This is a genomic window from Flintibacter sp. SJQ-8, assembly GCF_054108085.1.
The window spans coordinates 148,888-171,421 of record NZ_JBPJWR010000011.1; the positions used below are offsets into that span (position 1 = coordinate 148,888).

A 22,534-nucleotide genomic window follows, 5' to 3' on the forward strand; every position below is an offset into this window, starting at 1 on the left:
CCCTTTAACAAGGGAGGCTGCTGGACGCAAGAACGGATTGCCGCGTCGGGGCTGCGCCCCTCCTCGCAATGACAGGAAACAAATTTATTATAAGGGGAAGCGCCTCATTTGTCGAGAGGGGATTTACCGCCGCAGGTACTCCGGCGGACGGAATTGCAGGGCCTCGGCCAGGTGGCCGGGGCGTATCGATTCGCTCTCCTCCAGATCGGCGATGGTCCGGGCCACCCGCAGGATGCGGTCATAGCTGCGGGCGGTGAGACCCATGCGGGCAAAAGCCCCCCGCATGAGATTCAGACAGTCCTCGTCCAGGGCGCAGAAGCGGTCCAGCTCACTGGGGCCCATGCGGGCGTTGCAGGTGGCTTCGGACCGGATGCTCTGTAAAGTGCGGACCCTGTTCACCCGCTGGCGGATCTGGTCAGAGGACTCGCCGTTCTGCCGGGTGGACAGCTCCTCAAAGTCCAGGGCGTCCACCTGGACGAACAGATCGATGCGGTCCAGCAGGGGGCCGGACAGGCGGGAGAGATAGCGCTTGACCTCGGCGTCGGAGCAGTGGCAGCGGCCGGAGGGGTGGCCGTACCAGCCGCACTTGCAGGGGTTCATGGCGCACACCAGCATGAACCGGCTGGGATAGGCCACCGAGCCCGCCGCCCGGGATATCTGCACCTCCCCGTCCTCCAGGGGCTGGCGCAGCACCTCCAGCACTTCTTTGGGAAACTCGGGCAGCTCGTCCAGGAACAGCACCCCGTTGTGGGCCAGGGAGATCTCCCCGGGCCGGGGATTGGAGCCGCCCCCCGCCATGCCCATGGGGGAGATGGTGTGGTGGGGGGAGCGGAAGGGCCGGGTCTCCACCAGGGGGCAGCGGGAGGAGGTGAGACCCATGACGGAGTGGATCTGGGTGGTCTCCAACGACTCAGCCAGGGTCATGTCGGGCAGGATACCGGGCAGACGGCGGGCCAGCATGGACTTGCCCGAGCCGGGAGGGCCGGACATGAGCACGTTGTGGCCCCCGGCGGCGGCAATTTCTAAAGCCCGCTTCACCTGCTCCTGGCCCTTCACCTCGGCAAAGTCCGGGCCGGTGTGGACGGCCTCTCCAGGCTGCCAGGGCGGGGCGGGGGAGATGGGCTCCTCCCCGGTGAGATGCCGGGCCAGCTGGGCCACGTCCCGCAGGGGATAGACCGCCGGACCCTGGGCCAGGGTGGCCTCGGCGGCGTTCTCCTCTGGGACGAAGAGGGACTGGATGCCTGCCTCCTTGGCGGCCAGGGCCATGGGCAGCATCCCGGCGCAGGGGCGCAGCTGGCCGGACAGGGACAGCTCCCCCAGAAAAGCGCAGCCGGGCTCGGTCAGGCGGATCTGTCCCCCGGCGGCCAGAATGCCCACCAGAATGGGCAGGTCGTACAGGGTGCCCACCTTTTTCAGATGGGCGGGAGCCAGATTCACCGTGATGCGGCTAACGGGAAAGGCGAAGCCGCAGTTTTTGATGGCCGAGCGCACCCGCTCCCGGGCCTCGGTGACGGCGGCGTCGGGCAGACCGACAATGGTAAAGGCGGGCAGGCCGCCGGACAGGTCGCACTCAGCGGTGACGGGATAGCCGGACACTCCGTGCAGACCCAGCGAGGGGATCGAGCAGACCATAGGTGTTCCTCCCAAGCTGCGGGCCAGGCCCGCAGACAGCTTTTTACAGGACCATTGTACCTTTTTTTTCACAGAATTGCAACGGATGAACGAAAAGTTACCGAAAAAGAGGGAAAAGAAAGAAAGTGGCCGGGAATTGAGCGAAGTGACGGAAGGGGAAAGAACATAAAATAAAAAATTGTGCGCTTTTACCAGTGAAAAAGCACCAAAATCCCGGAGAAAGTTTCTTTTTTCAATTTACAAACAGGCGAAAAAGTGTTAAAATAGGGGCCGTTGAAAAACAAGTATCCGCTCTCCACCTTTGCCGGAGGGCGGCGCTGTCGTGTCTGCGGGCCGCCGAGGGGCGGCTGAGGGCAGGACGGATGTGGAGCGAACTTGGACAGACGGGCTTCCGTATGTCCAAACCCAAATTAGGAAGAAAGTAGGGAACTCTATGGCAAGAAAATTCAAAACCATGGACGGCAACAACGCCGCGGCATATGTCAGCTACGCCTTCACCGAGGTGGCGGGCATCTACCCCATCACGCCGTCCAGCCCCATGGCCGACTATGTGGACCAGTGGGCCGCCCAGGGCCAGAAGAACATCTTCGGCACCACCGTTAAGGTCATCGAGATGCAGTCTGAGGCCGGTGCTGCCGGTACCGTTCACGGCTCTCTGAACGCCGGCGCCCTGACCACCACCTACACCGCCTCTCAGGGCCTGCTGCTGATGATCCCCAACATGTACAAGATCGCCGGTGAGCTGCTGCCCGCCGTGTTCCATGTGTCCGCCCGTACCGTGGCCACCCACTCCCTGAACATTTTCGGCGACCACTCCGACGTGATGGCCTGCCGCCAGACCGGCTTTGCCATGCTGGCCGAGGGCAACGTGCAGGAGGTCATGGACCTGTCCCCCGTGGCCCACCTGGCCGCCATCAAGGGCCGCGTTCCCTTTATCAACTTCTTCGACGGCTTCCGCACCTCTCACGAGATTCAGAAGGTCGCCATCTGGGACTATAAGGATCTGGCTGAGATGGTGGACATGAAGTCTGTGGAGGACTTCCGCAAGCGCGCCCTGAACCCTGAGCACCCCACCATGCGCGGCTCTCACGAGAACGGCGACGTCTTCTTCCAGCACCGCGAGGCCAGCAACACCTACTACGACGCTCTGCCCGAGATCGTGGAGGAGTACATGGACAAGGTCAACGCCAAGCTGGGCACCGACTATAAGCTGTTCAACTACTATGGCGCCCCCGACGCTGACCGCGTCATCATCGCCATGGGCTCCATCTGCGACGTGGCTGAGGAGGTCATTGACTATCTGAACGCCAACGGCCAGAAGGTCGGCCTGATCAAGGTCCGCCTGTATCGGCCCTTCCGCGCCGACAAGCTGGTGGCCGCCATCCCCGACACCGCCAAGAAGATCGCCGTGCTGGACCGCACCAAGGAGCCCGGCGCTCTGGGAGATCCCCTGTACATGGACGTGATCACCGCTCTGGCCGGCGCCGGGATCACCGACAAGGTGGTCGTGGGCGGCCGTTACGGTCTGGGCTCCAAGGACACCCCGCCCCGCAGCGTGTTCGCCGTGTATGACAACCTGGCCCAGGACAAGCCCAAGGACCACTTCACCATCGGCATCGTGGACGACGTGACCGGCTCCTCCCTGGAGGAGAAGACCTCCGCCAACACCGCCGCCGAGGGCACCATCGAGTGCAAGTTCTGGGGTCTGGGCGGCGACGGCACCGTGGGCGCCAACAAGAACTCCATCAAGATCATCGGCGACCACACCGACAAGTACGTGCAGGCCTACTTCCAGTATGACTCCAAGAAGACCGGCGGCGTGACCATCAGCCACCTGCGCTTTGGCGACAAGCCCATCCGCAGCCCCTATTACATCAACAAGGCCGACTTTGTGGCCTGCCACAACCCCTCTTACGTGACCAAGGACTTCCCCATGGTCCGCGACGTCAAGCCCGGCGGCGTGTTCATGATCAACTGCCAGTGGTCTGACGAGGAGGTGGCCCACCACCTGTCCGCCAACGCCAAGCGGTATATCGCCGAGAACAACATCCAGCTGTATACCATCAACGCCATCGACCTGGCCCGTGAGATCGGCATGGGCAAGCGCACCAACACCATCCTGCAGTCCGCCTTCTTCGCCCTGGCCAAGGTCATGCCCGAGGCGGAGGCCATCCAGTACATGAAGGATGCCGCCACCCACTCCTACCTGAAGAAGGGCCAGGACATCGTGGACATGAACCACAAGGCCATCGATGCCGGCGCCACCGCCTTTAAGAAGTACGACGTGCCCGCCGACTGGAAGAACGCCGTGGACGAGCCCAAGGAGAGCAAGCTGTCCGGCCCCGCCAAGCTGGTGAAGATGGTGGAGAGCATCCTGGAGCCCGTGGACCGCATGGACGGCGACAGCCTGCCCGTGTCCGCCTTTGTGGATCACGCCGACGGCACCTTCGAGCTGGGCGCTGCCGCCTATGAGAAGCGCGGCGTGGCCGTGTCCGTGCCCACCTGGGATTCCGCCAAGTGTATCCAGTGCAACCAGTGCGCCTATGTCTGCCCCCACGCCACCATCCGTCCCTTCGCTCTGACCGAGGAGGAGGCCGCCAAGGCTCCCGCCGCCGCCAAGATCGTGGACGTGAAGGCCGGTAAGGGCAAGGGCGTTTACAAGTACAGCATGGCCATCAGCCCCCTGGATTGTATGGGCTGCACCGTCTGCGCCAACATCTGCCCCACCAAGGCTCTGACCATGGTCAACCAGGAGGAGGAGCTGGCTCAGCAGGACGTGTTCAACTACATGGTGGAGAACGTCACCGTGAAGGAGGACGTGGCCGACCTGACCGTGAAGGGCAGCCAGTTCAAGAAGCCTCTGCTGGAGTTCTCCGGCTCCTGCGCCGGCTGCGCCGAGACCGCTTATGCCCGTCTCATCACCCAGCTGTTCGGCGACCGGATGTATGTGTCCAACGCCACCGGCTGTTCCTCCATCTGGGGCGGCCCCGCTGCTACCTCTCCCTATGCCACCAACGCCGAGGGCCACGGTCCCGCCTGGGCCAACTCCCTGTTCGAGGATAACGCCGAGCACGGTCTGGGCCTGTATCTGGGCCAGAAGTCCATCCGTGACCGCCTGGCTGCCAAGACCCGCGCTCTGATCGCCGTGGAGTGGACTCAGCCCGCCCTGAAGGAGGCCGCTCAGAAGTGGCTGGATACCATGGACGACGGCACCGCCAATCAGAAGGCCGCCAAGGAGTATGTGGCCGCTCTGGAGCAGGGCATCGCCACCGTGGACGAGCTGGCCGCCGTGCCTCAGATGAAGGATCACGCCGCCGAGCTGAAGGCCAAGGGCGAGAAGTTCTGCGACTGCGACGCCTGCAAGCTGGTCAAGGATATCCTGGACGAGAAGGAGTATCTGGCCAAGAAGTCCGTGTGGATCTTCGGCGGCGACGGCTGGGCCTATGACATCGGCTTCGGCGGTGTGGACCACGTGCTGGCCTCCGGCGAGGACGTGAACATCTTCGTCTTCGACACCGAGGTGTACTCCAACACCGGCGGACAGGCCTCTAAGGCCTCCAACATCGGCCAGGTGGCTCAGTTCGCCGCCGCCGGTAAGGTGATGCCCAAGAAGTCTCTGGCCGAGATCGCCATGACCTATGGCTATGTGTATGTGGCCCAGGTGTCCATGGGCGCCAACCCCAACCAGACCCTGAAGGCCATTGCCGAGGCCGAGGCCTATCACGGTCCCTCTCTGGTCATCGGCTACGCCCCCTGCGAGATGCACTCCATCAAGGGCGGCATGGCCAACTGCCAGGCCGAGATGAAGAAGGCTGTGGACTGCGGCTATTGGAACCTGTTCCGCTTCAACCCCGAGCTGAAGGCCCAGGGCAAGAACCCCTTCACCCTGGATTCCAAGGCTCCCGCCGGCGGCTATCAGGAGTTCCTGATGAACGAGGCCCGCTACTCCAGCCTGACCCGTTCCTTCCCCGAGCGCGCCAAGGAGCTCTTCGCCCTGAACGAGGAGACCGCCAAGAAGCGCTACGACAAGCTGACCCGCCTGGTCAAGATGTACGGCGAGGAGTAATTCCTGCCGCAGTAAATGTAAAGCAAGCCCCCGCTGGGAACCAGTTGGTTCCCGGCGGGGGCTTTTACAATGTCCGCCATTCAAAAATGCGAAAAGACGAATTTCCCGGAGGGGGTCAGGTCGTTGTCTGTCCAGGGGCGATTAGTTGGGGTGCCCGGTTTCAGGGCGGCGGAGGTCTCGTTTTTGTCGCAGAGGGACCAGCTGGCCCAGCTGATGCCGTTTTGGTGGAGGAAGTTCAGCCAGGTCTCGCTCTCCTGGGTGAACACGCCGCCGCTGCCGTCGGCCCGGCTGGCGCCCCACTCGCTGACGAACACCGCCAGCCCGCGCTTCTGGGCGTCGGCGATGCGCTGGCGCAGCCAGGCTCCGTGGGTGCCCGCGTAGAAGTGACAGGTGTACATCAGGTTGGTCCCCACAACGGGGTCCGCCGCCGGGTCCTGAAGGTCCTGGCTCCAGGTCCCGGAGCCGATCAGAATGATGCTGTCCGGGGCGTTGGAGCGGATGGTCTTCACCAGCGCCTGGGCATAGGGCTTGATGTTGTTCTTCCAGGTGACGCCGCCGTTGGGCTCGTTGCAGATCTCATAGAGTACCGCCGGGCTATCGGCGTACTGGGCGGAGACCTCCTGGAAGAACGCCTGGGCCTCCTTCAGATGAGTGAGGGGGTCGCCGTCGGACAGGATGTGCCAGTCGATGATGACATACATGTCGTTTTCGATGGCGGCGTCCATGGCGGCATAGGCCGCTTTCTTGATCTGAGCCGGGCTGGAGAGGTAGCCGCCCTCGCCTGTGTACATGGCGACGCGGAAGAGGTTTGCGCCGTAAGCGGCCGTGTTGGCGATGGCCTGTTTCGTGGTGTACTGGGGGAACCACTGGATGCCGTGGCTGCTCATGCCGTGCAGCTCCACCGCCGCGCCGTGCTCGTCGCAGAGCTGCGTCCCCTGCACGTGGAGTTTTCCGTGCTCAGACACGCCGCCGCCCGTTTTGACCGTGGGCGTGGGCGCGGGCGAGACTGCGGGTTTATCGGGCAGAGCCGGTGTTTCCTGGCCGGAGAGGACCTGGGCGCGGCGGATGATGGTGCAGGCCTCGGCCCGGGTCAGGCCGCTTTTGGGGTTAAAACGGCCCTGGTCGTCTCCTGCCACCACGCCGCAGCTGTAGGCCGCCAGGACCTTGTTGTAGTACCGCCCGTCCAGCGCGGAAAAGTCCGCCATTTTTGCCGACTCCGTGACATAGTCGCCGGTCTTGTCGGGCAGCAGGGCGCGCATGAGGATATTCACCGCCAGCTGGCGGGGGAGGGGAAGGTCATATTTTTCCCCTGTGGGGGGCAGCTCGTCCCAGTCATACCACCCCGCCTCCAGCGCCGCCTGCATGGTCCCGGCGGCCCAGTGGGAGGAGGACGAGGCCGCTGGTTCCAGCCCGCCGCACCGCCCCACGATGGAGACGAACTCCGCCGCGGTGATGGTGCGCCCGGGGCGGAAAGTGCCGTCGGGATAGCCGCAGATTAGCCCCTCGGCGGTCATATCCCCCACGTCGGCGGCAAACCAGTCTGAGCTCTTCACGTCGGAAAACGCCGCCGCTATCGTTGCGGGGAGACAGAGCAGCAGAAGAAAGAGCAGGAGGAAAATATTCAGGTTTCGTTTCATGGGCGGGTCACCTCTGTATCCGTCGAAGTACTGATGTCGGCGGGGTCGTAGCTCATGATCAGCTGGTCCTGGCCGTCCACGGATCTGGAGTACATGACGCCCCTTTTGATGTCTGCCAGAACGTCCTCGTACATGGCGATGGTCTTGTCGATCTCCTCCTGGGTCCAGGTGAATTTGTGACCGTTGACCCGGTCAGTCTCGCCAAGGAGGCTTTGGAGCTGCACCTTTTCGTCCGCGAGCCACGCCTTGTACTCATCATACGTCCACCACTGGACGTTGGGCGTGGGGAAGCGGGCTTCGAATTCCTCGTCTGTCAGCGGCTCGAAGGTCGTGCCCTCGTCGAAGCTGTAATAGGTCTTGCCGTCGTCTGGATCTACATAGGACATAAGGGAAACCGAATCTACCTCAGTTTCAACGTCGTTCATATTCGCTTCCAAGTTGGCGGAGGTGGCAAAGACCGTCACCGTCCCGACGACAAGCGCCGCCGCCAGAAGCAGGGAGATGACCGTGATTTTTCTCGTTTTCATAATGGCTGTGATCCTTTCTTCCATCGCGTTTTTGCTGAAATGATTGCAGAGAGGGGCAAAACCGCTCCGTGTTTCCTCCATACGGATCAGAACTTTCGCATAAGAGGCTCTCGTCCCGCTGCCAAAATGGTGGACAACGGTTTCATCGCAGGATAACTCGATATCTCTGTTTGCGAGGACGTACATCACCCATACCAGCGGATCGAACCAATGCACACAGACTGCGGCGAGCAGCAAAAGTTTAAAAATGACATCGAAACGGCGGATATGAACAAATTCGTGTTCTAAAATATGTTGCAGCCCTGTTTCATCTTCCCAGTCCATTCTTTTGGGCATCAAAATGACCGGGCGAAATATGCCGAACGTAAGCGGGGAAGAGATGCGGTCAGTCTGCCGGATAGAGATCCTGCGCCGCAGCGGGTGTGCCTGGAGCCACCGCCGGGATACCTCATTTTCCAGCGGCAGGGACATTTGAAATTCCTGATAGCATTTCCAGTAGGCCACGGCGAACACAGCCGCGCAGAGGACCATGCCCACCGCCCAAACGACGCCCCATACCGAGATCGTTATGCTTGCGGAAGAAGCGGGCTGCGGCACGGCAGAGATAGCCTGCCCTGTTGTAAAGGCAGGAAATACTGTGTCCGCTGTCAGTGGTGAAGTTTTTCGGCCCAATAAAGAATAGATGCTTATGCTGGAGGGCAGAGAAAACGGTATCAGCAGGCGCGCCAACGCAGCATACCAAAGCAGGAGAAACGTTTTCTTTGGCACGCGGTCCATTGCCAAAGCGCGGATGACTGTAATGACGAAGATCAGCACGGCCCCGGACACACTCATTTGCAACAAGCTCATGCCGCGCACCTCATTCCAGGTCGCCGACGATCTGTTTTAGCTTTTCAATTTGTTCTGCGGAAAGTTTTTTCCTGCCGAGAAGCGCTGCAAACAGCTTGTCGGCAGAGCCGTCATAGACTTTGTCGATCAGTTCATTTGTTTCCGCCTCCTGGACCGCTGACTTAGGGATCAAAGCGTGACACATAAATCCCGGCTCGCTGCGCTCTATCGCGCCTTTCTTGATGCAGCGCTTGATGAGGGTATAGGTCGTGTTCACATTCCAGCCCAGTTCCTTTGTCAGATGCTTGGCAATGTCCTTGGCAGGGGCATCTCCCTCGTGCCAGAGAACGTCCATCACCTTCAGTTCAGAATCAAACAATTTGATGTCCATGCATAAACCTCCGTCTATAAGACTCTGGTAGTAGCTACACGTATATAATACCGCAGTCTTATGACGATGTCAATACTACTGGCGTCTTAAAATAATGCTTTTGTTGAGTACCTCGCAGACGAAGAATTCATTGAATAGAAAAGAGCTACCTGACTTCATTTGAAATCAGATAGCTCTTTTCTTGTGAATAAAGTTCAGTATTTATGGGCTTATTTTAGCCTCAGAATTATTCCCACTCAATGGTCGCCGGGGGCTTGGAAGTCACGTCGTAGCAAATTCTGTTGATCCCCTGGACCTCGTTTACGATTCTGGTGGAGATCTTGTCCAGGACGTCGTAGGGAATGCGGGCCCAGTCGGCGGTCATGAAGTCGCTGGTGGTGACGGCGCGGAGGGCCAGGGTGTAGTCATAGGTCCGGCCATCGCCCATGACGCCCACGGAGCGGGTGTTGGTCAGGACGGCGAAATACTGGTTCAGATTCTTATCCTCACCGGCCTTGGCGATCTCGTCCCGGAAGATGAAGTCGGCCAGACGCAGGGTGTCCGCCTTGTCCTTGGTGATGTCGCCGATGATGCGGATGGCCAGGCCGGGGCCGGGGAAGGGCTGGCGGGAGACCAGATACTCGGGCAGGCCCAGTTCGCGGCCCAGCTGGCGGACCTCGTCCTTGAACAGCAGGCGCAGGGGCTCGATGATCTCCTTAAAGTCCACATAGTCGGGCAGACCGCCCACGTTGTGGTGGCTCTTGATGGTGGCGGCGTTGCCTGCGCCGGACTCGATGACGTCGGGGTAGATGGTGCCCTGGGCCAGGAAGTCCACCTTGCCGATCTTCTTGGACTCCTCCTCGAAGACCCGGATGAACTCCTCGCCGATGATCTTGCGTTTGCGCTCGGGCTCGGTGACCCCGGCCAGCTTGCCCAGGAAGCGGGCCTCGGCGTCCACGCGGACAAAGTTGATGTCCCACTTGGCAAAGGCGGCCTCCACCTCGTCGCCCTCGTTCAGGCGCATGAGACCGTGGTCCACAAAGACGCAGGTGAGCTGATTGCCCACGGCCTCGGCCAGGAGGGCGGCCACCACGGAGGAGTCCACGCCGCCGGACAGGGCCAACAGGACCTTGCCGGAGCCCACCTTCTCCCGCACGGCGGCGATGGCGGTGTTCTTATAGTCGCCCATGGTCCAGTCGCCCTTGGCCCCGCAGACCTCATACAGGAAGTTGCGGATCATCTTCACGCCGTTTTCGGTGTGGTTGACCTCGGGGTGATACTGCACACCGTAGAAGCCCCGCTTCTCGTCGGCGATGGCCACGTTGGGGCAGGCGTCGGAGTGGGCCACCAGAGCGAAGCCCTCGGGCACCTTGGCCATATAGTCGCCGTGGCTCATCCAGGACACGCCCTCGGCGGGCAGACCCTTGAAGAGCTTGCAGTCGGTGTTGTAATAGGTCGGCGTCTTGCCGTACTCCCGGGCGGAGTCGTCCTGGGCCTCGGTCACCTGACCGCCCAGGGTGTGGGCGATGAGTTGGCAGCCGTAGCAGATGCCCAGGATGGGCACGCCCCAGGTGAAGATCTCGGGGTCCACGTGGGGGGAGGTCTCCAGATAGACGGAGTTGGGGCCGCCGGTGAAGATAATGCCGATGGGGTCCATGGCCTTCAGCTCGGCCAGGGGAGTGGTATAGGGCTTGACCTCGCAGTAAACGCTGCACTCACGGACCCGGCGGGCGATGAGCTGGTTATACTGGCCGCCGAAGTCCAGAACGATGACAGTCTGGTGAGACATACTGGCACGATCCCTTCTTTTCGTGATATTTTCGCCCTTCTGCACCTTTTTTGCATATTGTGCTGCAAAACAGGGGAGAAGGACACAATTATTTAACAATTTATTAACCTTTTTCTGCTTGTTTTCCTCCGCCCAAAAGCGTATGATAGGGGCAGAACAAGAGAGAAAGGAGGTTGAAGATATGAACGGAACCAACTGGAGCAGCTTGGCCGACCTGGAGGACCTGATCTATGAGAATCAAAAGACCGTGGCCAGCGAGCGGTAACGCAAAATCAAAAACCCACGCAAGAAACCACACCGAAGGGTGTGGGTTTTTTGTTTTTCAGGGCAGTTCAGCGGAGACATAACGTCCACGCTGAATGTCGAACGGGACAGCAGAGACAAAAAACAGCTCGTCCTGCAGCGGACCGGAGCCATCATCCTGCCAATAGCCGAAGCACAGCCGGTAATGACCATCGGGCAATGTTCCATAGGGCTCCATGTACGGTGTAAAGGCATACTGCTCTCCGGGAGCGATCGTCATTCCTGTGCCGGCAGTGACAAAGTCCCGGCAGGGCACATCGTACCACTGACCGTCCAGCTGCACCTCAACGCCGCAGTAGTCCGGCGGGTCCCCGTGATAAAATGTCAAATCGCTGCCGTTGAAGAATGTGGCAGTGCTGATGCGGCGGGGGACAATTCCAGCCGGAGCTGGGTGCCGGGGCAGGAGGGAGGCAGTTGGGACAGGGTGAGCGCTTCGGGGTCCAGAACGACAGGCCGGGTGGTGCGCCAGATGGCTGCCCCCAAGATAACGGCACCCAGGGAGAGCACAGACAGCAGCTTCCACCATGTAAGGAAAAACCGCTTCATAATAATGACCTCCTTTTTGTCCTTTCTCTTATATTAGACGGGGAGAGAGACAAAAGGTTCCGGGTGCTTCAAGCTCCCCGGCGCTTTTTGACAAGCGCCGGGGAGTTTTTGGTTGGGTCTTTAGATCTTGGTGATGTCGATGGGCTCCAGGTCCTCGGAGCGGCTCTGCTGCCGGACGGTGAGCAGGGCACGGGCGGTGTCGATGGCGGTGACGCAGCCCACGCCGTGCTCCACAGCGGAGCGGCGGATGCGGAAGCCGTCGGTGTCGTGCTTGCGGCCCTTGGTGGGGGTGTTGATGATCAGGTCCACCGTGCCGGAGGCGATCATATCCAGGATGTTGGGGTGGGCCTGAAGACACGCGGTTGACCCGTTTGCACTCCACACCCGCCTCGTTCAGGGCGTCGCAGGTGCCGGAGGTGGCGAAGAGCTCGATGCCCATCTCCTCAAAGCCCCGGGCGATGGAGACGATCTCCCGCTTGTCCTCGTCCTTCACGGTGAGGATGATGCGGCCGCCCCGCTTGGGGGCGCGCAGACCGGAGCCCTTAAAGGCCTTCAGCAGGGCCTGGGAGAAGGTCTTGGCAATGCCCAGCACCTCGCCGGTGGATTTCATTTCAGGGCCAAGGCCGGTGTCCACGTCAGTGAGCTTCTCGAAGGAGAAGACGGGGGCCTTGACGGCGTAGTAGTTGGCCTCCTTATAGATACCGGTGCCGTAGTCCAGGTCTTTCAGCTTCTGACCCAGCATGACTTTCGTCGCCAGGTCGATGATGGGCACGCCGGTGACCTTGGAGATATAGGGGATGGTGCGGGAGGAGCGGGGGTTGACCTCGATGACATAGATGTCGTCGTTATAGAGGATATACTGGGCGTTGATGAGGCCGATGACCCCCAGGTGCTTGGCCATGTTCCGGGTGTGCTGAAGGATCAGATCCCGGTGCTTCTGCTCCAGGTGCAGGGGAGGATAGACGGCGATGGAGTCGCCGGAGTGGACGCCGGCCCGCTCCACATGCTCCATGATGCCGGGGATCAGGATGTCCTCGCCATCGAACACGCCGTCCACTTCCAGCTCCCGGCCCATCAGATACTTGTCGATGAGGATGGGGTGCTCCTGTACGGTCAGGTTGATGATGCGCATGAACTCCTCGATGTTCCGGTCAGAGTAGGCGATCTCCATGCCCTGGCCGCCCAGCACGTAGGAGGGACGGACCAGCACGGGGTAGCCCAGCTCGTGGGCGGCGGCCAGAGCCTCCTCCACGGTGAAGATGGTGCGGCCCTTGGCCCGGGGGATGCCGCACTTCTGGAGAATTTCGTCGAAGCGCTCCCGGTCCTCGGCGGCGTCCACGCCGTCGGAGGAGGTGCCCAGAATCTGCACGCCCATCTCGGTGAGGGCCTTGGCCAGCTTGATGGCCGTCTGGCCGCCGAACTGGACCACAGCGCCCCAGGGCTTCTCCTGCTCCACGATGTTCTGCACGTCCTCGGCAGTGAGGGGCTCGAAATACAGCTTGTCGGCCACGTCAAAGTCGGTGGACACGGTCTCGGGGTTGTTGTTGACGATGATGGTCTCGCAGCCCAGGCGCTTCAGGGCCCACACGGAGTGGACGGAACAATAGTCAAACTCGATGCCCTGGCCGATGCGGATGGGGCCGGAGCCCAGGACCAGGACCTTCCGCTTGCCGGAGTCGGCCTGGATGGCCTCGTTCTCCCCGTCGTAGGTGGAGTAGTAATAGGGGGTCTCGGCGTCGAACTCGGCGGCGCAGGTGTCCACCATCTTGAAGGAGGGGATGATGCCATACTTTTCCCGCAGGGCCTTTACCTCGGCCTGCTTCATGCCGCACAGAGCGCCGATATAGCTGTCGGCAAAGCACATCTCCTTGGCCCGCTTCAGCAGGTCGGCACCGGGGGCGCCCTTGCACTGCTTCAGCTCCTCCTCCATGTCGATGATGCGCTTGAAACCGTCCAGGAACCAGATGTCCATCTTGGTGATGTGGTTGATCTTCTGGGGGGAGAAGCCACGGCGCAGAGCCTCGGCCACTACGAACAGGCGCTCGTCGGTGACGTTGACCAGCATGTCCTCGATCTCGTCGGTGTACAGGCCCTCCAGCTTGTCCAGCTTCAGGGCGCGGACGTTCAGCTCCAGGGAGCGGATGGCCTTCATCAGCGCGCCCTCGAAGGAGTTGGCGATGGCCATGACCTCGCCGGTGGCCTTCATCTGGGTGCCCAGGGTGCGGCTGGCGGTGGTGAACTTGTCGAAGGGCAGGCGGGGGATCTTCAGCACGCAGTAGTCCAGGGTGGGCTCGAAGCAGGCGGTGGTCTTGCCGGTGACGGCGTTGGGGATCTCGTCCAGGGTATAGCCCAGGGCGATCTTGGCGGCCACCTTGGCGATGGGATAGCCGGTGGCCTTAGAGGCCAGGGCGGAGGAGCGGGACACACGGGGGTTGACCTCGATGACCGCGTACTCATAGGACTCGGGGTTCAGGGCGAACTGGCAGTTGCAGCCGCCCTCGATCTCCAGGGCGGAGATGATGTTCAGGGCCGCGCTGCGCAGCATCTGGAACTCTTTGTTGGCCAGAGTCTGGGTGGGGGCCACCACGATGGAGTCGCCTGTGTGGACGCCCACGGGGTCGATGTTCTCCATGGAGCAGACCTGGATGACGTTTCCGGCGGAGTCGCGCATGACCTCGAACTCGATCTCTTTCCAACCGGCGATGCAGCGCTCGATGAGCACCTGGCCCACGCGGGACAGGTTGATGCCGCGGTCAGAGATCTCCCGTAGGGACAGCTCGTCATAGGCGATGCCGCCGCCAGTGCCGCCCAGGGTATAGGCGGGGCGGACGATGACGGGATAGCCGATCTCATTGGCGAAATCCACGGCGTCCTCCACGCTCTCCACCACCTTAGAGGTGACGCAGGGCTGGCCGATCTCCTCCATGCAGTCCTTAAAGCCCTGGCGGTCCTCGGCCTTACGGATGGACTCGGGGCTGGTGCCCAGCAGCTTCACGCCGTATTTGGCCAGGGTGCCGTTCTCGTGGAGGGCCATGGCCAGGTTCAGGCCGGTCTGGCCGCCCAGGGTGGGCAGGATGGAGTCGGGCCGCTCCATCTCGATGACCTGGGTCACAGAGGGGATATTCAGCGGCTCGATATACACGTGGTCGGCAATGTCCTTGTCCGTCATGATGGTGGCGGGGTTAGAGTTGACCAGGACCACCTCGATGCCCTCTTCCTTCAGGGCGCGGCAGGCCTGGGTGCCGGCATAGTCAAACTCGGCGGCCTGGCCGATGACGATGGGGCCGGAGCCCAGGACCAGGACCTTTTTGATATTCGGATTCTTAGGCATTACTGGTCACCTCCCATAGACGCGATAAAGCGGTCGAACAGATATTCCGTGTCCTGGGGACCGGGGCTGGCCTCCGGGTGGAACTGGGTGGTAAAGCAGTTGGGGCGCTTATAGCGCAGGCCCTCGCAGGTGCCGTCGTTCACGTTCACGTGGGAGACGGTGGCCACGTTGGGGTCCACGCTGTCAGACAGGACCATATAGCCGTGGTTCTGGCTGGTGATGAACACCCGGCCGGCCTCCAGGTCCCGCACGGGGTGGTTGCCGCCCCGGTGGCCATAGTCCAGGCGGCCCGTCTTGGCGCCGGTGGCCAGGGCCAGGATCTGGTGGCCCAGGCAGACGGCGAACATGGGCACGTTGCTGTCATACAGCTTCTTCACCTCGGCGATGATGGACACGTTGTCGGCGGGGTCGCCGGGGCCGTTGGACAGCATCACGCCGTCGAAATGCCCGGCCAGCACCGTCTCGGCGGGGGTGAGAGCGGGGAACACGGTGACGTGGCAGCCCCGGCGGCGCAGGCACTCGATCATGTTCTGCTTCACGCCGAAGTCCATCATGGCCACCCGGTACTTCTCCTCGCCATAGGCGGGGCAGTCCTCAGGCTGTTTGCGGGAGACCCGCTCCACGGTGCCCTCCACCCGGAAGGCCCGGATCTTCTCCAGGGCCTCCGCAACATTAAAATGCTCCGCACAGGTGACCATGCCATTCATGCTCCCCTGACTGCGGAGTATTTTCGTTAACGCCCGGGTGTCGATGCCCTCGATGCCGGTGATATCATGCTTCTTCAAATAGTCGTCCAGGGTGCCCTCGCAGCGGAAATTGCTGCCCCGGGGGGACAGGTGCCGCACGACAAAGGCCTCCGCCCAGGGGCGGCCAGACTCGTTGTCCTCGTGATTCACGCCATAATTGCCGATCAGGGGATAGGACATCACGATGCCCTGCCCCGCGTAAGAGGGATCGGTCAAGATCTCCTGATAGCCGGTCATTGCGGTGTTGAACACCATCTCGCACACCCGGTCGGAGGTGCCGCCGATGCTGGTCCCGGAGAAAATGCTCCCGTTGGCCAGGATCAAGGTCGCTTTCATCAATATCTCACACGCCTTCCGTTCCAGTTCTTTGTGGTCACATCTACGTCAACACAAAAGGTTTCAAATTATTGTATCGGAAAACGGGGCTTTTTGCAAGATGCCGGGAGGATTTTTTTCTGTATATTTTTCACGCTTTTTCCGGGAAAACTTAAGGAATATTTTTTCTTCAGGCGGGAATGCTGAAAACACACGCCGGGAGGGGGAAACCAGCCCCGGGCATCCGGCTTTTGCAAAGGGGGGGCGGGGCCATGTTTACCGGAGTGGTGCGGGCGGGCATCCTCTATCTCGTCATCATCGCCGGGGTACGGCTGATGGGCAAGCGCCAGGTGGGGGAGCTGGAGCCTTCGGAGCTGGTGCTGTCCCTTATCATCGCTGACCTGGCCTCCGTGCCCATGCAGGACTATGGCATCCCCCTGCTCACCGGGGTGGCTCCCATCCTCACCCTGCTGGCGCTGACCATGGTGCTGTCCGTGGGAACCATGAAGAGTCGGCGGCTGCGGGCCCTGCTCTGCGGGCGGCCCAGCATGGTCATCCGCAATGGAAAGCTGGACGTGGGGGAGATGCGCCGGAACCGGCTGACGGTGGACGAGCTGCTGGAGGAGCTGCGGTGCAAGGGCTACGCCGACCCCGCCGCCATCCGCTATGCCATTTTAGAGACCAACGGCCAGCTGTCTGTCCTGCCCTATGCCGCCCAAAAGCCGCCCACTGCCCAGCAGATGGCCCTCTTTGTGGCGGAGACCGACCCGCCCCGGGTGCTGGTGAGCGACGGAGAGATTTTGGAGGGCAACCTGCGGGCTCTGGGCCGGGACAGGAATTGGCTGAACAAGCAGCTAAAAAGCGTGGGCTGCGCCGGAACGGACAGCGTTTTCCTCCTGCTGTCCAACGGCAGCGACCCGCCTTACGTTGTGGAGAGGGAGGGGGAGCCGTGAAGGGGAGCGGGACAGAGATCAAGCAGCTGGCCGCCGCCCTGGCCCTGCTGATCTTCCTGCTGGGGTGCAGCCTGGGCAACGCCTGGTACGCCCAAAGGCTCACCGAAACGATCACCAGCCCTCTGGAGCAGGCCCAGCGCCTGGCCCGGGCGGACCGGTGGGAGGAGGCGGCGAAGCTGACCCAGGGGGCCTATGACAACTGGAACGGGCACCACTTTTACCTCCACGCCGTGCTGCGCCACTCGGACACCGACCAGATATTGCGGGCCTTTCGGGCGGTGCTGGAGTATCTGAAGCTGGAGGAGCTGGACCAATACGCCGCCGCCAACGCCGACCTGATGGCCCAGCTGGAGCTGTTGGCCGAGATGGAGCAGGCCACGCTGGTGAATGTGCTGTGAAGACAAGACGGCCCGGACGCTGGAGTAAACCGGCGTCCGGGCTGTTGCGCATAGATCAGTCCCCCACAGTGTGGCGGCGGAGGGCTTCGATATAGGACAGGGCGAAGCGGCTGGGGACGGTGCGCTTGTGGAGGAGATAGCCGATCTCTATGTGGTCGTCCACGTCCAGGGGCACGGCCACGATGTTAGGGCCGTTCAGGGTGCTGTTGATGACGCCGCTGCAAATGGTATAGCCGTCCAGGCCGATGAGCAGGTTGAACAGGGTGGCCCGGTCGCTGACCATGATCTCCTTGGCGTACTCCAGGGTGCTCAAGATCTCCTCGGAGAAGTAGAAGGCGTTGTGCTCCCCCTGCTCATAGGACAGCCGGGGATAGGGGGCCAGGTCGTCCAGGGTGATGGACGGGCGGCTGGCCAGGGGATTGGTCTTGCTGACGAACACGTGGGGGCGGGCGGTGAACAGGGAGTGGAACTCCAGCTCGTGCTCCCGGATGACCCGGGTGAGCACCGGGGTGTTGAAGGCGTTGAGATAGAGCACGCCAACTTCGCTGCGCAGCCGGGCCACGTCCTCGATGATCTCATAGGTCTTGGTCTCCCGGATGCAGAAGTCATACTCCGGCCCGCCGTGCTCTTGCAGCAGGTCCACAAAGGCCTCCACCGCGAAGGAATAAGTGCTGGGTGGACACGCTGAACCGGTGTCGCCGGGGGGCGGAACCGGTGTAGCGCTCTTCAATCAGGTCGGTCTGCTCCAGCACCTGGCGGGCATAGCCCAAAAACTCGTCCCCCGCGGGGGGTGAGGGCCACGCCCCGGTTGGTCCGGCTGAAGATGGTGATGTTCAGCTCCTGCTCTAGGTCATGGATGGCGGCAGTGAGACTGGGCTGGGAGAGAAAGCGGGCCTGGGCCGCGCCGCTGATGGTGCCCGTCTCGGCCACGGCGGTGACATATTTCAGTTGTTGCAGCGTCATGGGATCAGTTGTTGCCGCCGGTGGGGATATAGGGGATCAGGGCGCTGGCCACGCCGGAGATGGGCATGGTCTGCAGCCAGATCTTGCCCGGGCCGGTGAGCACGGTGTTGAAGAAGCCCTCGCCCCCCAGCAGCTTGTTCTTCAGCCCCTTCACCTGCTGGATGTCGATGGACACGCCGCCCTCAAAACCCAGCACGTTGCCCGTGTCCACCACCATCTGCTGGCCGGGACCCAGGGTATACTCCACCAGCTCGCCGTCCACCTCGGCAAAGGCCATGCCGGAGCCGGACAGGCGCTGCATGATAAAGCCCTCGCCGCCGAAGAAGCCGCTCCCCATCTTCTTATTAAAGTGGACGGACAGGTTCACCCCGGTCTCCGCGGCCAGAAAGGCCGCCTTCTGTAGGATGACCTCCCGGCCGGGCTGGATGGTCAGGGGCAGGATGCGCCCGGGGAAGCTGGAGCCGAAGGCGATCATGCCCGCGCCGTGGGCGGTGTAGATGTTCTGGAACATGCTCTCGCCGGAGAAGGCCTTGGAGAACATCTTGCCCAGGCCGCCGCCGGAGGTGCTCATCTCCATGTTGGGGGACATCCACACCATAGAGCCCTTCTCCGTCACCATCTTCTCCCCGTCGGCCAGCTGGCAGACCACCACGGGGAAAGCCCCGCCCTTCAGTTCATATGTCATAGTATCGCTTCCTTTCTCTGTTTATATGGAAATGACCCGTAGGGGCCGATGTCCTCATCGGCCCTCGCGATGACTGTCCGGGAAACAGCGGGCCGCTGGGGACAGCGGCCCCTACCGTAAATGCTTTGCTGCTATCAGTGTACCGCCTTTTTTCACCGGGCGCAATGAATAGAATGGGAAAAGCATGAAAAATTAAGATAGTCTTAAAAAACGTCTTGACAAATACCTTGGGGGGGTATATGATACGGATACCCGACAGGGGTATTTGGAGGGAATATGAGCGAAGAAAAAAAGGGCTGCTGCTGTGGGGCCAAGACCACCCAGCGGGCAGAGGAGCAGAAGAAAAAGCTGGTCAACCGGCTCAAGCGGCTGGAGGGACAGATCCGGGGCATCCAGGCCATGGTGGAGCAGGACGCCTATTGCAACGACATCCTGATCCAGTCGGCGGCGGTGAACGCCGCCATCAACGCCTTTAATAAGGAACTGCTGGCCAGCCACATCCGCACCTGCGTGGCGCGGGACATCCGGGAGGGGAAGGACGAGGTGATCGATGAGCTGGTGACGACGATACAAAAGCTAATGCGATAAGCGACCTGTCATTGCGAGGAGGCCCAAAGGGCCGACGCGGCGATCCGTTCTTGCGTCCAGCAGCCTCCCTTGTGAAAGGGAGGTGGCACGGGCGCAGCCCGTGACGGAGGGATTCCGACCACAGGGAAGCTGTTCTGAAAACGGAATCCCTCAGTCAGCTTCGCTGACAGCCCCCTTTCACAAGGGGGCCAAGGGACGAGGGTTACGGATCCCCACGTCGCTGCGCTCCTCGGAATGACAAGTAGGATACCCACAGAAAAGAAGGAGTAGCATGGAACAATATAATGTGACCGGGATGAGCTGTGCCGCCTGCTCGGCCCGGGTGGAAAAGGCGGTGTCCAAGGTCCCGGGCGTCACCGCCTGCTCGGTGAGTCTGCTCACCAACTCCATGGGGGTGGAGGGCACCGCTGCGCCGGAGGCCATCGTGGCCGCGGTGCAGGCGGCGGGCTATGGGGCCAGCGTGAAGGGAGCGGGACAGAGCGCCTCTCCCGCCGCCCAGGAGGACGCCCTGGCCGACCACGAGACCCCCAAGTTGAAGCGGCGGCTGGCGGCATCCATCGTCTTTCTGTTGGTGCTGATGTACTTCTCCATGGGGCACATGATGTGGGGCTGGCCCCTGCCCCACTGGTTCGACGGGAACCACGTGGCCATGGGTCTCGGTCCAGCTGCTGCTGGCGGGCATCATCATGGTCATCAACCAGAAGTTCTTCATCAGCGGCTATCAAAGCCTGTGGCGCAGAGCCCCCAACATGGACACCCTGGTGGCCCTGGGCTCCACCGCCGCCTTTGTGTGGAGCGTGGCCGCCCTGTTTCTTATGACCGACGCCCAGCTCCACGGCAACATGGACCGGGTGATGGAGCTGATGGACGAGTTTTATTTCGAGTCCGCCGCCATGATCCTCACCCTGATCACCGTGGGCAAGATGCTGGAGGCCCGGTCTAAGGGCAAGACCACCGACGCCCTGAAGGGCCTGATGCGCCTGGCCCCCAAAACGGCTGTGCTGCTGCGGGAGGGCCAGGAGGTCACTGTTCCCGTGGAGCAGGTGAAGGCCGGGGACCTGTTCGTGGTGAAGCCGGGGGAGAGCATCCCCGTGGACGGCGTGGTGGAGGAGGGGGCCAGCGCGGTGAACGAGTCGGCCCTCACCGGCGAGAGCATCCCCGTGGACAAGGCCCCCGGGGACCAGGTGTCCGCCGCCACCATCAACCAGTCGGGCTATCTCCGCTGCCGGGCCTTGCGGGTGGGGGAGGACACCACCCTGTCCCAGATCATCAAAATGGTGGGGGACGCGGCGGCCACCAAGGCCCCCATCGCCAAGATCGCGGATAAAGTGGCCGGGGTCTTCGTGCCCACGGTCATCACCATCGCCGTGATCACCACCGCCGTGTGGCTGTTTTTGGGCCAGAGCTTCAGCTTTGCCCTGGCCCGGGGCATCTCGGTCCTGGTCATCAGCTGCCCCTGCGCCCTGGGTCTGGCCACCCCCGTGGCCATCATGGTGGGCAGCGGCCTGGGTGCCAGAAACGGCATCCTGTTCAAGACCGCCGTCTCCCTGGAGCAGGCGGGGAAAATCAAGGTGGTGGCCCTGGATAAGACGGGGACCATCACCTCCGGCCAGCCCCAGGTGACGGACGTTCTACCCGCCCCCGGCGTGACAGAGGATCAGCTGATGGACGCCGCCCTGGCCCTGGAGGCCCGCAGCGAGCACCCCCTGGCCCGGGCCATCCTGGCAAAGGGCCAGGAGGAGGGCCGCACCCCGGCGGAGACGGAGGACTTTACCGCCCTGCCCGGCAACGGCCTGACCGCCAAGCTGGGCGGCCAGACTCTGGTGGGCGGCAGCCTGCGGTTCCTGTCGGAGCAGACGGACGTCTCTGCTGAGACTCAGCGGCAGGCGGAGGACCTGGCCCGCGGGGGCAAGACGCCCCTGCTCTTTGCTCGTGACGGGGCCCTGCTGGGCATGATCGCCGTGGCCGACGCCATCAAGCCGGACAGCCCCCGGGCGGTGGCCCAGCTGCGGGAGATGGGTGTCCACGTGGTCATGCTCACCGGCGACAACGAGCGCACCGCCCAGGCCATCGGGGCCCAGGCGGGGGTGGACGAGGTCATTGCCGGGGTGCTCCCTGGCGGGAAAGAGGAGACCATCCGTGCCTTACAGCAGCGCGGTCCTGTGGCTATGGTGGGCGACGGCGTGAACGACGCCCCGGCCCTCACCCGGGCGGACGTGGGCATCGCCATCGGCGCGGGGGCCGACGTGGCCATCGACGCCGCCGACGTGGTGCTGATGAAGAGCACCCTGGCCGACGTGCCCGCCGCCATCCGCCTCAGCCGGTCCACCCTGCGGAACATCCGGGAGAACCTGTTCTGGGCCTTCATCTATAACGTCATCGGCATCCCCCTGGCCGCCGGGGTGTTCGTCCCCCTGGGACTGACCCTGAACCCCATGTTCGGCGCGGCGGCCATGAGCCTGTCCAGCTTCTGCGTGGTGTCCAACGCCCTGCGGCTGAACTTCTGCAAGCTGTACGGCAAGGACGGCCCCGCCCAGCAGGCCGCCCAGAGCGAGAAAGGGGACGGCCAGACCTGCACCCTGCGTATCAAAGGCATGATGTGTGAGCACTGCGAAAACCGGGTGCGCACCGCCCTGGAGGCCCTGCCTCAGATCACTTCCGCCCAGGTGAGCCACAAGGCGGGCACGGCCATCGTCACCCTGAACGCCCCCGTGGACGACGAGACCATGAAGCAGGCCGTGGAGGAACAGGGCTATCAGGTGAAGGCCATCAAGCACTGATCGGAGTGCGCAAATACGTGTGAAACCAGCCCCGCCGCCGGGCGCGGCGCTGTCCTGAACGGCGGGGCAAGGAAACA

14 protein-coding genes and 3 pseudogenes are annotated in these 22,534 nt (G+C 62.3%); 6 read left to right on the forward strand and 11 right to left on the reverse strand.

Going from position 1 to position 22,534, the window contains the following annotated elements:
- Positions 1-123: 123 nt before the first annotated feature.
- Positions 124-1,632, reverse strand: a complete 1,509-nt coding sequence (locus ACSAMP_RS08885) for a YifB family Mg chelatase-like AAA ATPase (RefSeq protein ID WP_457800213.1) — start codon at positions 1,630-1,632, stop codon at positions 124-126.
- 433 nt (positions 1,633-2,065) lie between these two features.
- On the opposite strand from ACSAMP_RS08885, the gene nifJ reads away from it, so the two are divergent.
- On the forward strand, positions 2,066-5,698 hold the full coding sequence (gene nifJ / locus ACSAMP_RS08890) for a pyruvate:ferredoxin (flavodoxin) oxidoreductase (protein ID WP_441796423.1): 3,633 nt from the start codon (positions 2,066-2,068) through the stop codon (positions 5,696-5,698).
- 80 nt (positions 5,699-5,778) lie between these two features.
- Here nifJ and ACSAMP_RS08895 read toward each other — a convergent pair whose 3' ends face one another.
- The 4 genes from ACSAMP_RS08895 to guaA form a co-directional block, all read right to left on the reverse strand.
- Positions 5,779-7,335: a cellulase family glycosylhydrolase gene (locus tag ACSAMP_RS08895; RefSeq protein WP_457800214.1), complete on the reverse strand. Its 1,557-nt coding sequence runs from the start codon at positions 7,333-7,335 to the stop codon at positions 5,779-5,781.
- On the reverse strand, positions 7,332-8,711 hold the full coding sequence (locus ACSAMP_RS08900) for a M56 family metallopeptidase (protein WP_457800215.1): 1,380 nt from the start codon (positions 8,709-8,711) through the stop codon (positions 7,332-7,334). Before ACSAMP_RS08900 ends, ACSAMP_RS08895 begins: the two co-directional genes overlap by 4 nt.
- A gap of 10 nt (positions 8,712-8,721) precedes the next feature.
- Positions 8,722-9,081 carry a BlaI/MecI/CopY family transcriptional regulator gene (locus tag ACSAMP_RS08905; RefSeq protein WP_457800216.1) on the reverse strand — a complete coding sequence of 120 codons (360 nt, stop codon included), beginning with the start codon at positions 9,079-9,081 and terminating at the stop codon, positions 8,722-8,724.
- A 226-nt stretch (positions 9,082-9,307) separates the two neighbouring features.
- Complete coding sequence (gene guaA / locus ACSAMP_RS08910) at positions 9,308-10,849, reverse strand: glutamine-hydrolyzing GMP synthase (protein WP_457800217.1); 1,542 nt, start codon at positions 10,847-10,849, stop codon at positions 9,308-9,310.
- A gap of 142 nt (positions 10,850-10,991) precedes the next feature.
- On the opposite strand from guaA, the gene ACSAMP_RS08915 reads away from it, so the two are divergent.
- Positions 10,992-11,114: a hypothetical protein gene (locus ACSAMP_RS08915; protein WP_255654140.1), complete on the forward strand. Its 123-nt coding sequence runs from the start codon at positions 10,992-10,994 to the stop codon at positions 11,112-11,114.
- A 57-nt stretch (positions 11,115-11,171) separates the two neighbouring features.
- Here ACSAMP_RS08915 and ACSAMP_RS08920 read toward each other — a convergent pair whose 3' ends face one another.
- The 4 genes and pseudogenes from ACSAMP_RS08920 to ACSAMP_RS08935 all read right to left on the reverse strand — a co-directional run bounded on the left by ACSAMP_RS08920 (position 11,172) and on the right by ACSAMP_RS08935 (position 16,111).
- Entirely contained in the window at positions 11,172-11,480 is a 309-nt protein-coding gene (locus ACSAMP_RS08920) for an immunoglobulin-like domain-containing protein (protein ID WP_457800218.1), read from the reverse strand.
- Entirely contained in the window at positions 11,477-11,698 is a 222-nt protein-coding gene (locus ACSAMP_RS08925; protein ID WP_457800219.1) for a hypothetical protein, read from the reverse strand. Before ACSAMP_RS08925 ends, ACSAMP_RS08920 begins: the two co-directional genes overlap by 4 nt.
- A gap of 120 nt (positions 11,699-11,818) precedes the next feature.
- Positions 11,819-15,029 (reverse strand): annotated as a pseudogene (gene carB / locus ACSAMP_RS08930) (carbamoyl-phosphate synthase large subunit).
- A complete protein-coding gene (locus tag ACSAMP_RS08935; protein ID WP_441797037.1) occupies positions 15,029-16,111 on the reverse strand; it encodes a carbamoyl phosphate synthase small subunit in 1,083 nt (360 codons plus the stop codon). Before ACSAMP_RS08935 ends, carB begins: the two are co-directional and overlap by 1 nt.
- A gap of 251 nt (positions 16,112-16,362) precedes the next feature.
- Between ACSAMP_RS08935 and ACSAMP_RS08940 the strand changes: the two genes are divergently transcribed.
- On the forward strand, positions 16,363-17,043 hold the full coding sequence (locus ACSAMP_RS08940; protein ID WP_457800220.1) for a DUF421 domain-containing protein: 681 nt from the start codon (positions 16,363-16,365) through the stop codon (positions 17,041-17,043).
- The gene (locus ACSAMP_RS08945; RefSeq protein ID WP_457800221.1) at positions 17,040-17,441 is read left to right on the forward strand and encodes a DUF4363 family protein; all 402 of its coding nucleotides are present in this window, start codon (positions 17,040-17,042) and stop codon (positions 17,439-17,441) included. The genes ACSAMP_RS08940 and ACSAMP_RS08945 overlap by 4 nt, the downstream gene beginning before the upstream one ends.
- 55 nt (positions 17,442-17,496) lie before the next feature.
- Here the strand turns inward: ACSAMP_RS08945 and ACSAMP_RS08950 are convergent.
- Positions 17,497-18,404 (reverse strand): annotated as a pseudogene (locus tag ACSAMP_RS08950) (LysR family transcriptional regulator).
- Between the two features lie 4 nt (positions 18,405-18,408).
- The gene (locus ACSAMP_RS08955) at positions 18,409-19,089 is read right to left on the reverse strand and encodes a TIGR00266 family protein (RefSeq protein ID WP_457800222.1); all 681 of its coding nucleotides are present in this window, start codon (positions 19,087-19,089) and stop codon (positions 18,409-18,411) included.
- Between the two features lie 276 nt (positions 19,090-19,365).
- Between ACSAMP_RS08955 and ACSAMP_RS08960 the strand changes: the two genes are divergently transcribed.
- Both ACSAMP_RS08960 and ACSAMP_RS08965 read left to right on the forward strand, forming a co-directional pair.
- Positions 19,366-19,677: a metal-sensing transcriptional repressor gene (locus ACSAMP_RS08960; protein WP_441797033.1), complete on the forward strand. Its 312-nt coding sequence runs from the start codon at positions 19,366-19,368 to the stop codon at positions 19,675-19,677.
- 271 nt (positions 19,678-19,948) lie between these two features.
- Positions 19,949-22,457, forward strand: a pseudogene (locus ACSAMP_RS08965) (heavy metal translocating P-type ATPase).
- Positions 22,458-22,534: the final 77 nt, after the last annotated feature.

Excerpts from the sequence above, each read along its gene's own strand:
- ACSAMP_RS08885 (WP_457800213.1), bottom strand. The coding sequence starts at position 1,632 with ATGGTCTGCTCGATCCCCTCGCTGGGTCTGCACGGAGTGTCCGGCTAT.
- nifJ (WP_441796423.1), top strand. The coding sequence starts at position 2,066 with ATGGCAAGAAAATTCAAAACCATGGACGGCAACAACGCCGCGGCATAT.
- ACSAMP_RS08895 (WP_457800214.1), bottom strand. The coding sequence starts at position 7,335 with ATGAAACGAAACCTGAATATTTTCCTCCTGCTCTTTCTTCTGCTGCTC.
- ACSAMP_RS08900 (WP_457800215.1), bottom strand. The coding sequence starts at position 8,711 with ATGAGCTTGTTGCAAATGAGTGTGTCCGGGGCCGTGCTGATCTTCGTC.
- ACSAMP_RS08905 (WP_457800216.1), bottom strand. The coding sequence starts at position 9,081 with ATGGACATCAAATTGTTTGATTCTGAACTGAAGGTGATGGACGTTCTC.
- guaA (WP_457800217.1), bottom strand. The coding sequence starts at position 10,849 with ATGTCTCACCAGACTGTCATCGTTCTGGACTTCGGCGGCCAGTATAAC.
- ACSAMP_RS08915 (WP_255654140.1), top strand. The coding sequence starts at position 10,992 with ATGATAGGGGCAGAACAAGAGAGAAAGGAGGTTGAAGATATGAACGGA.
- ACSAMP_RS08925 (WP_457800219.1), bottom strand. The coding sequence starts at position 11,698 with ATGAAGCGGTTTTTCCTTACATGGTGGAAGCTGCTGTCTGTGCTCTCC.
- ACSAMP_RS08935 (WP_441797037.1), bottom strand. The coding sequence starts at position 16,111 with ATGAAAGCGACCTTGATCCTGGCCAACGGGAGCATTTTCTCCGGGACC.
- ACSAMP_RS08940 (WP_457800220.1), top strand. The coding sequence starts at position 16,363 with ATGTTTACCGGAGTGGTGCGGGCGGGCATCCTCTATCTCGTCATCATC.
- ACSAMP_RS08955 (WP_457800222.1), bottom strand. The coding sequence starts at position 19,089 with ATGACATATGAACTGAAGGGCGGGGCTTTCCCCGTGGTGGTCTGCCAG.
- ACSAMP_RS08960 (WP_441797033.1), top strand. The coding sequence starts at position 19,366 with ATGAGCGAAGAAAAAAAGGGCTGCTGCTGTGGGGCCAAGACCACCCAG.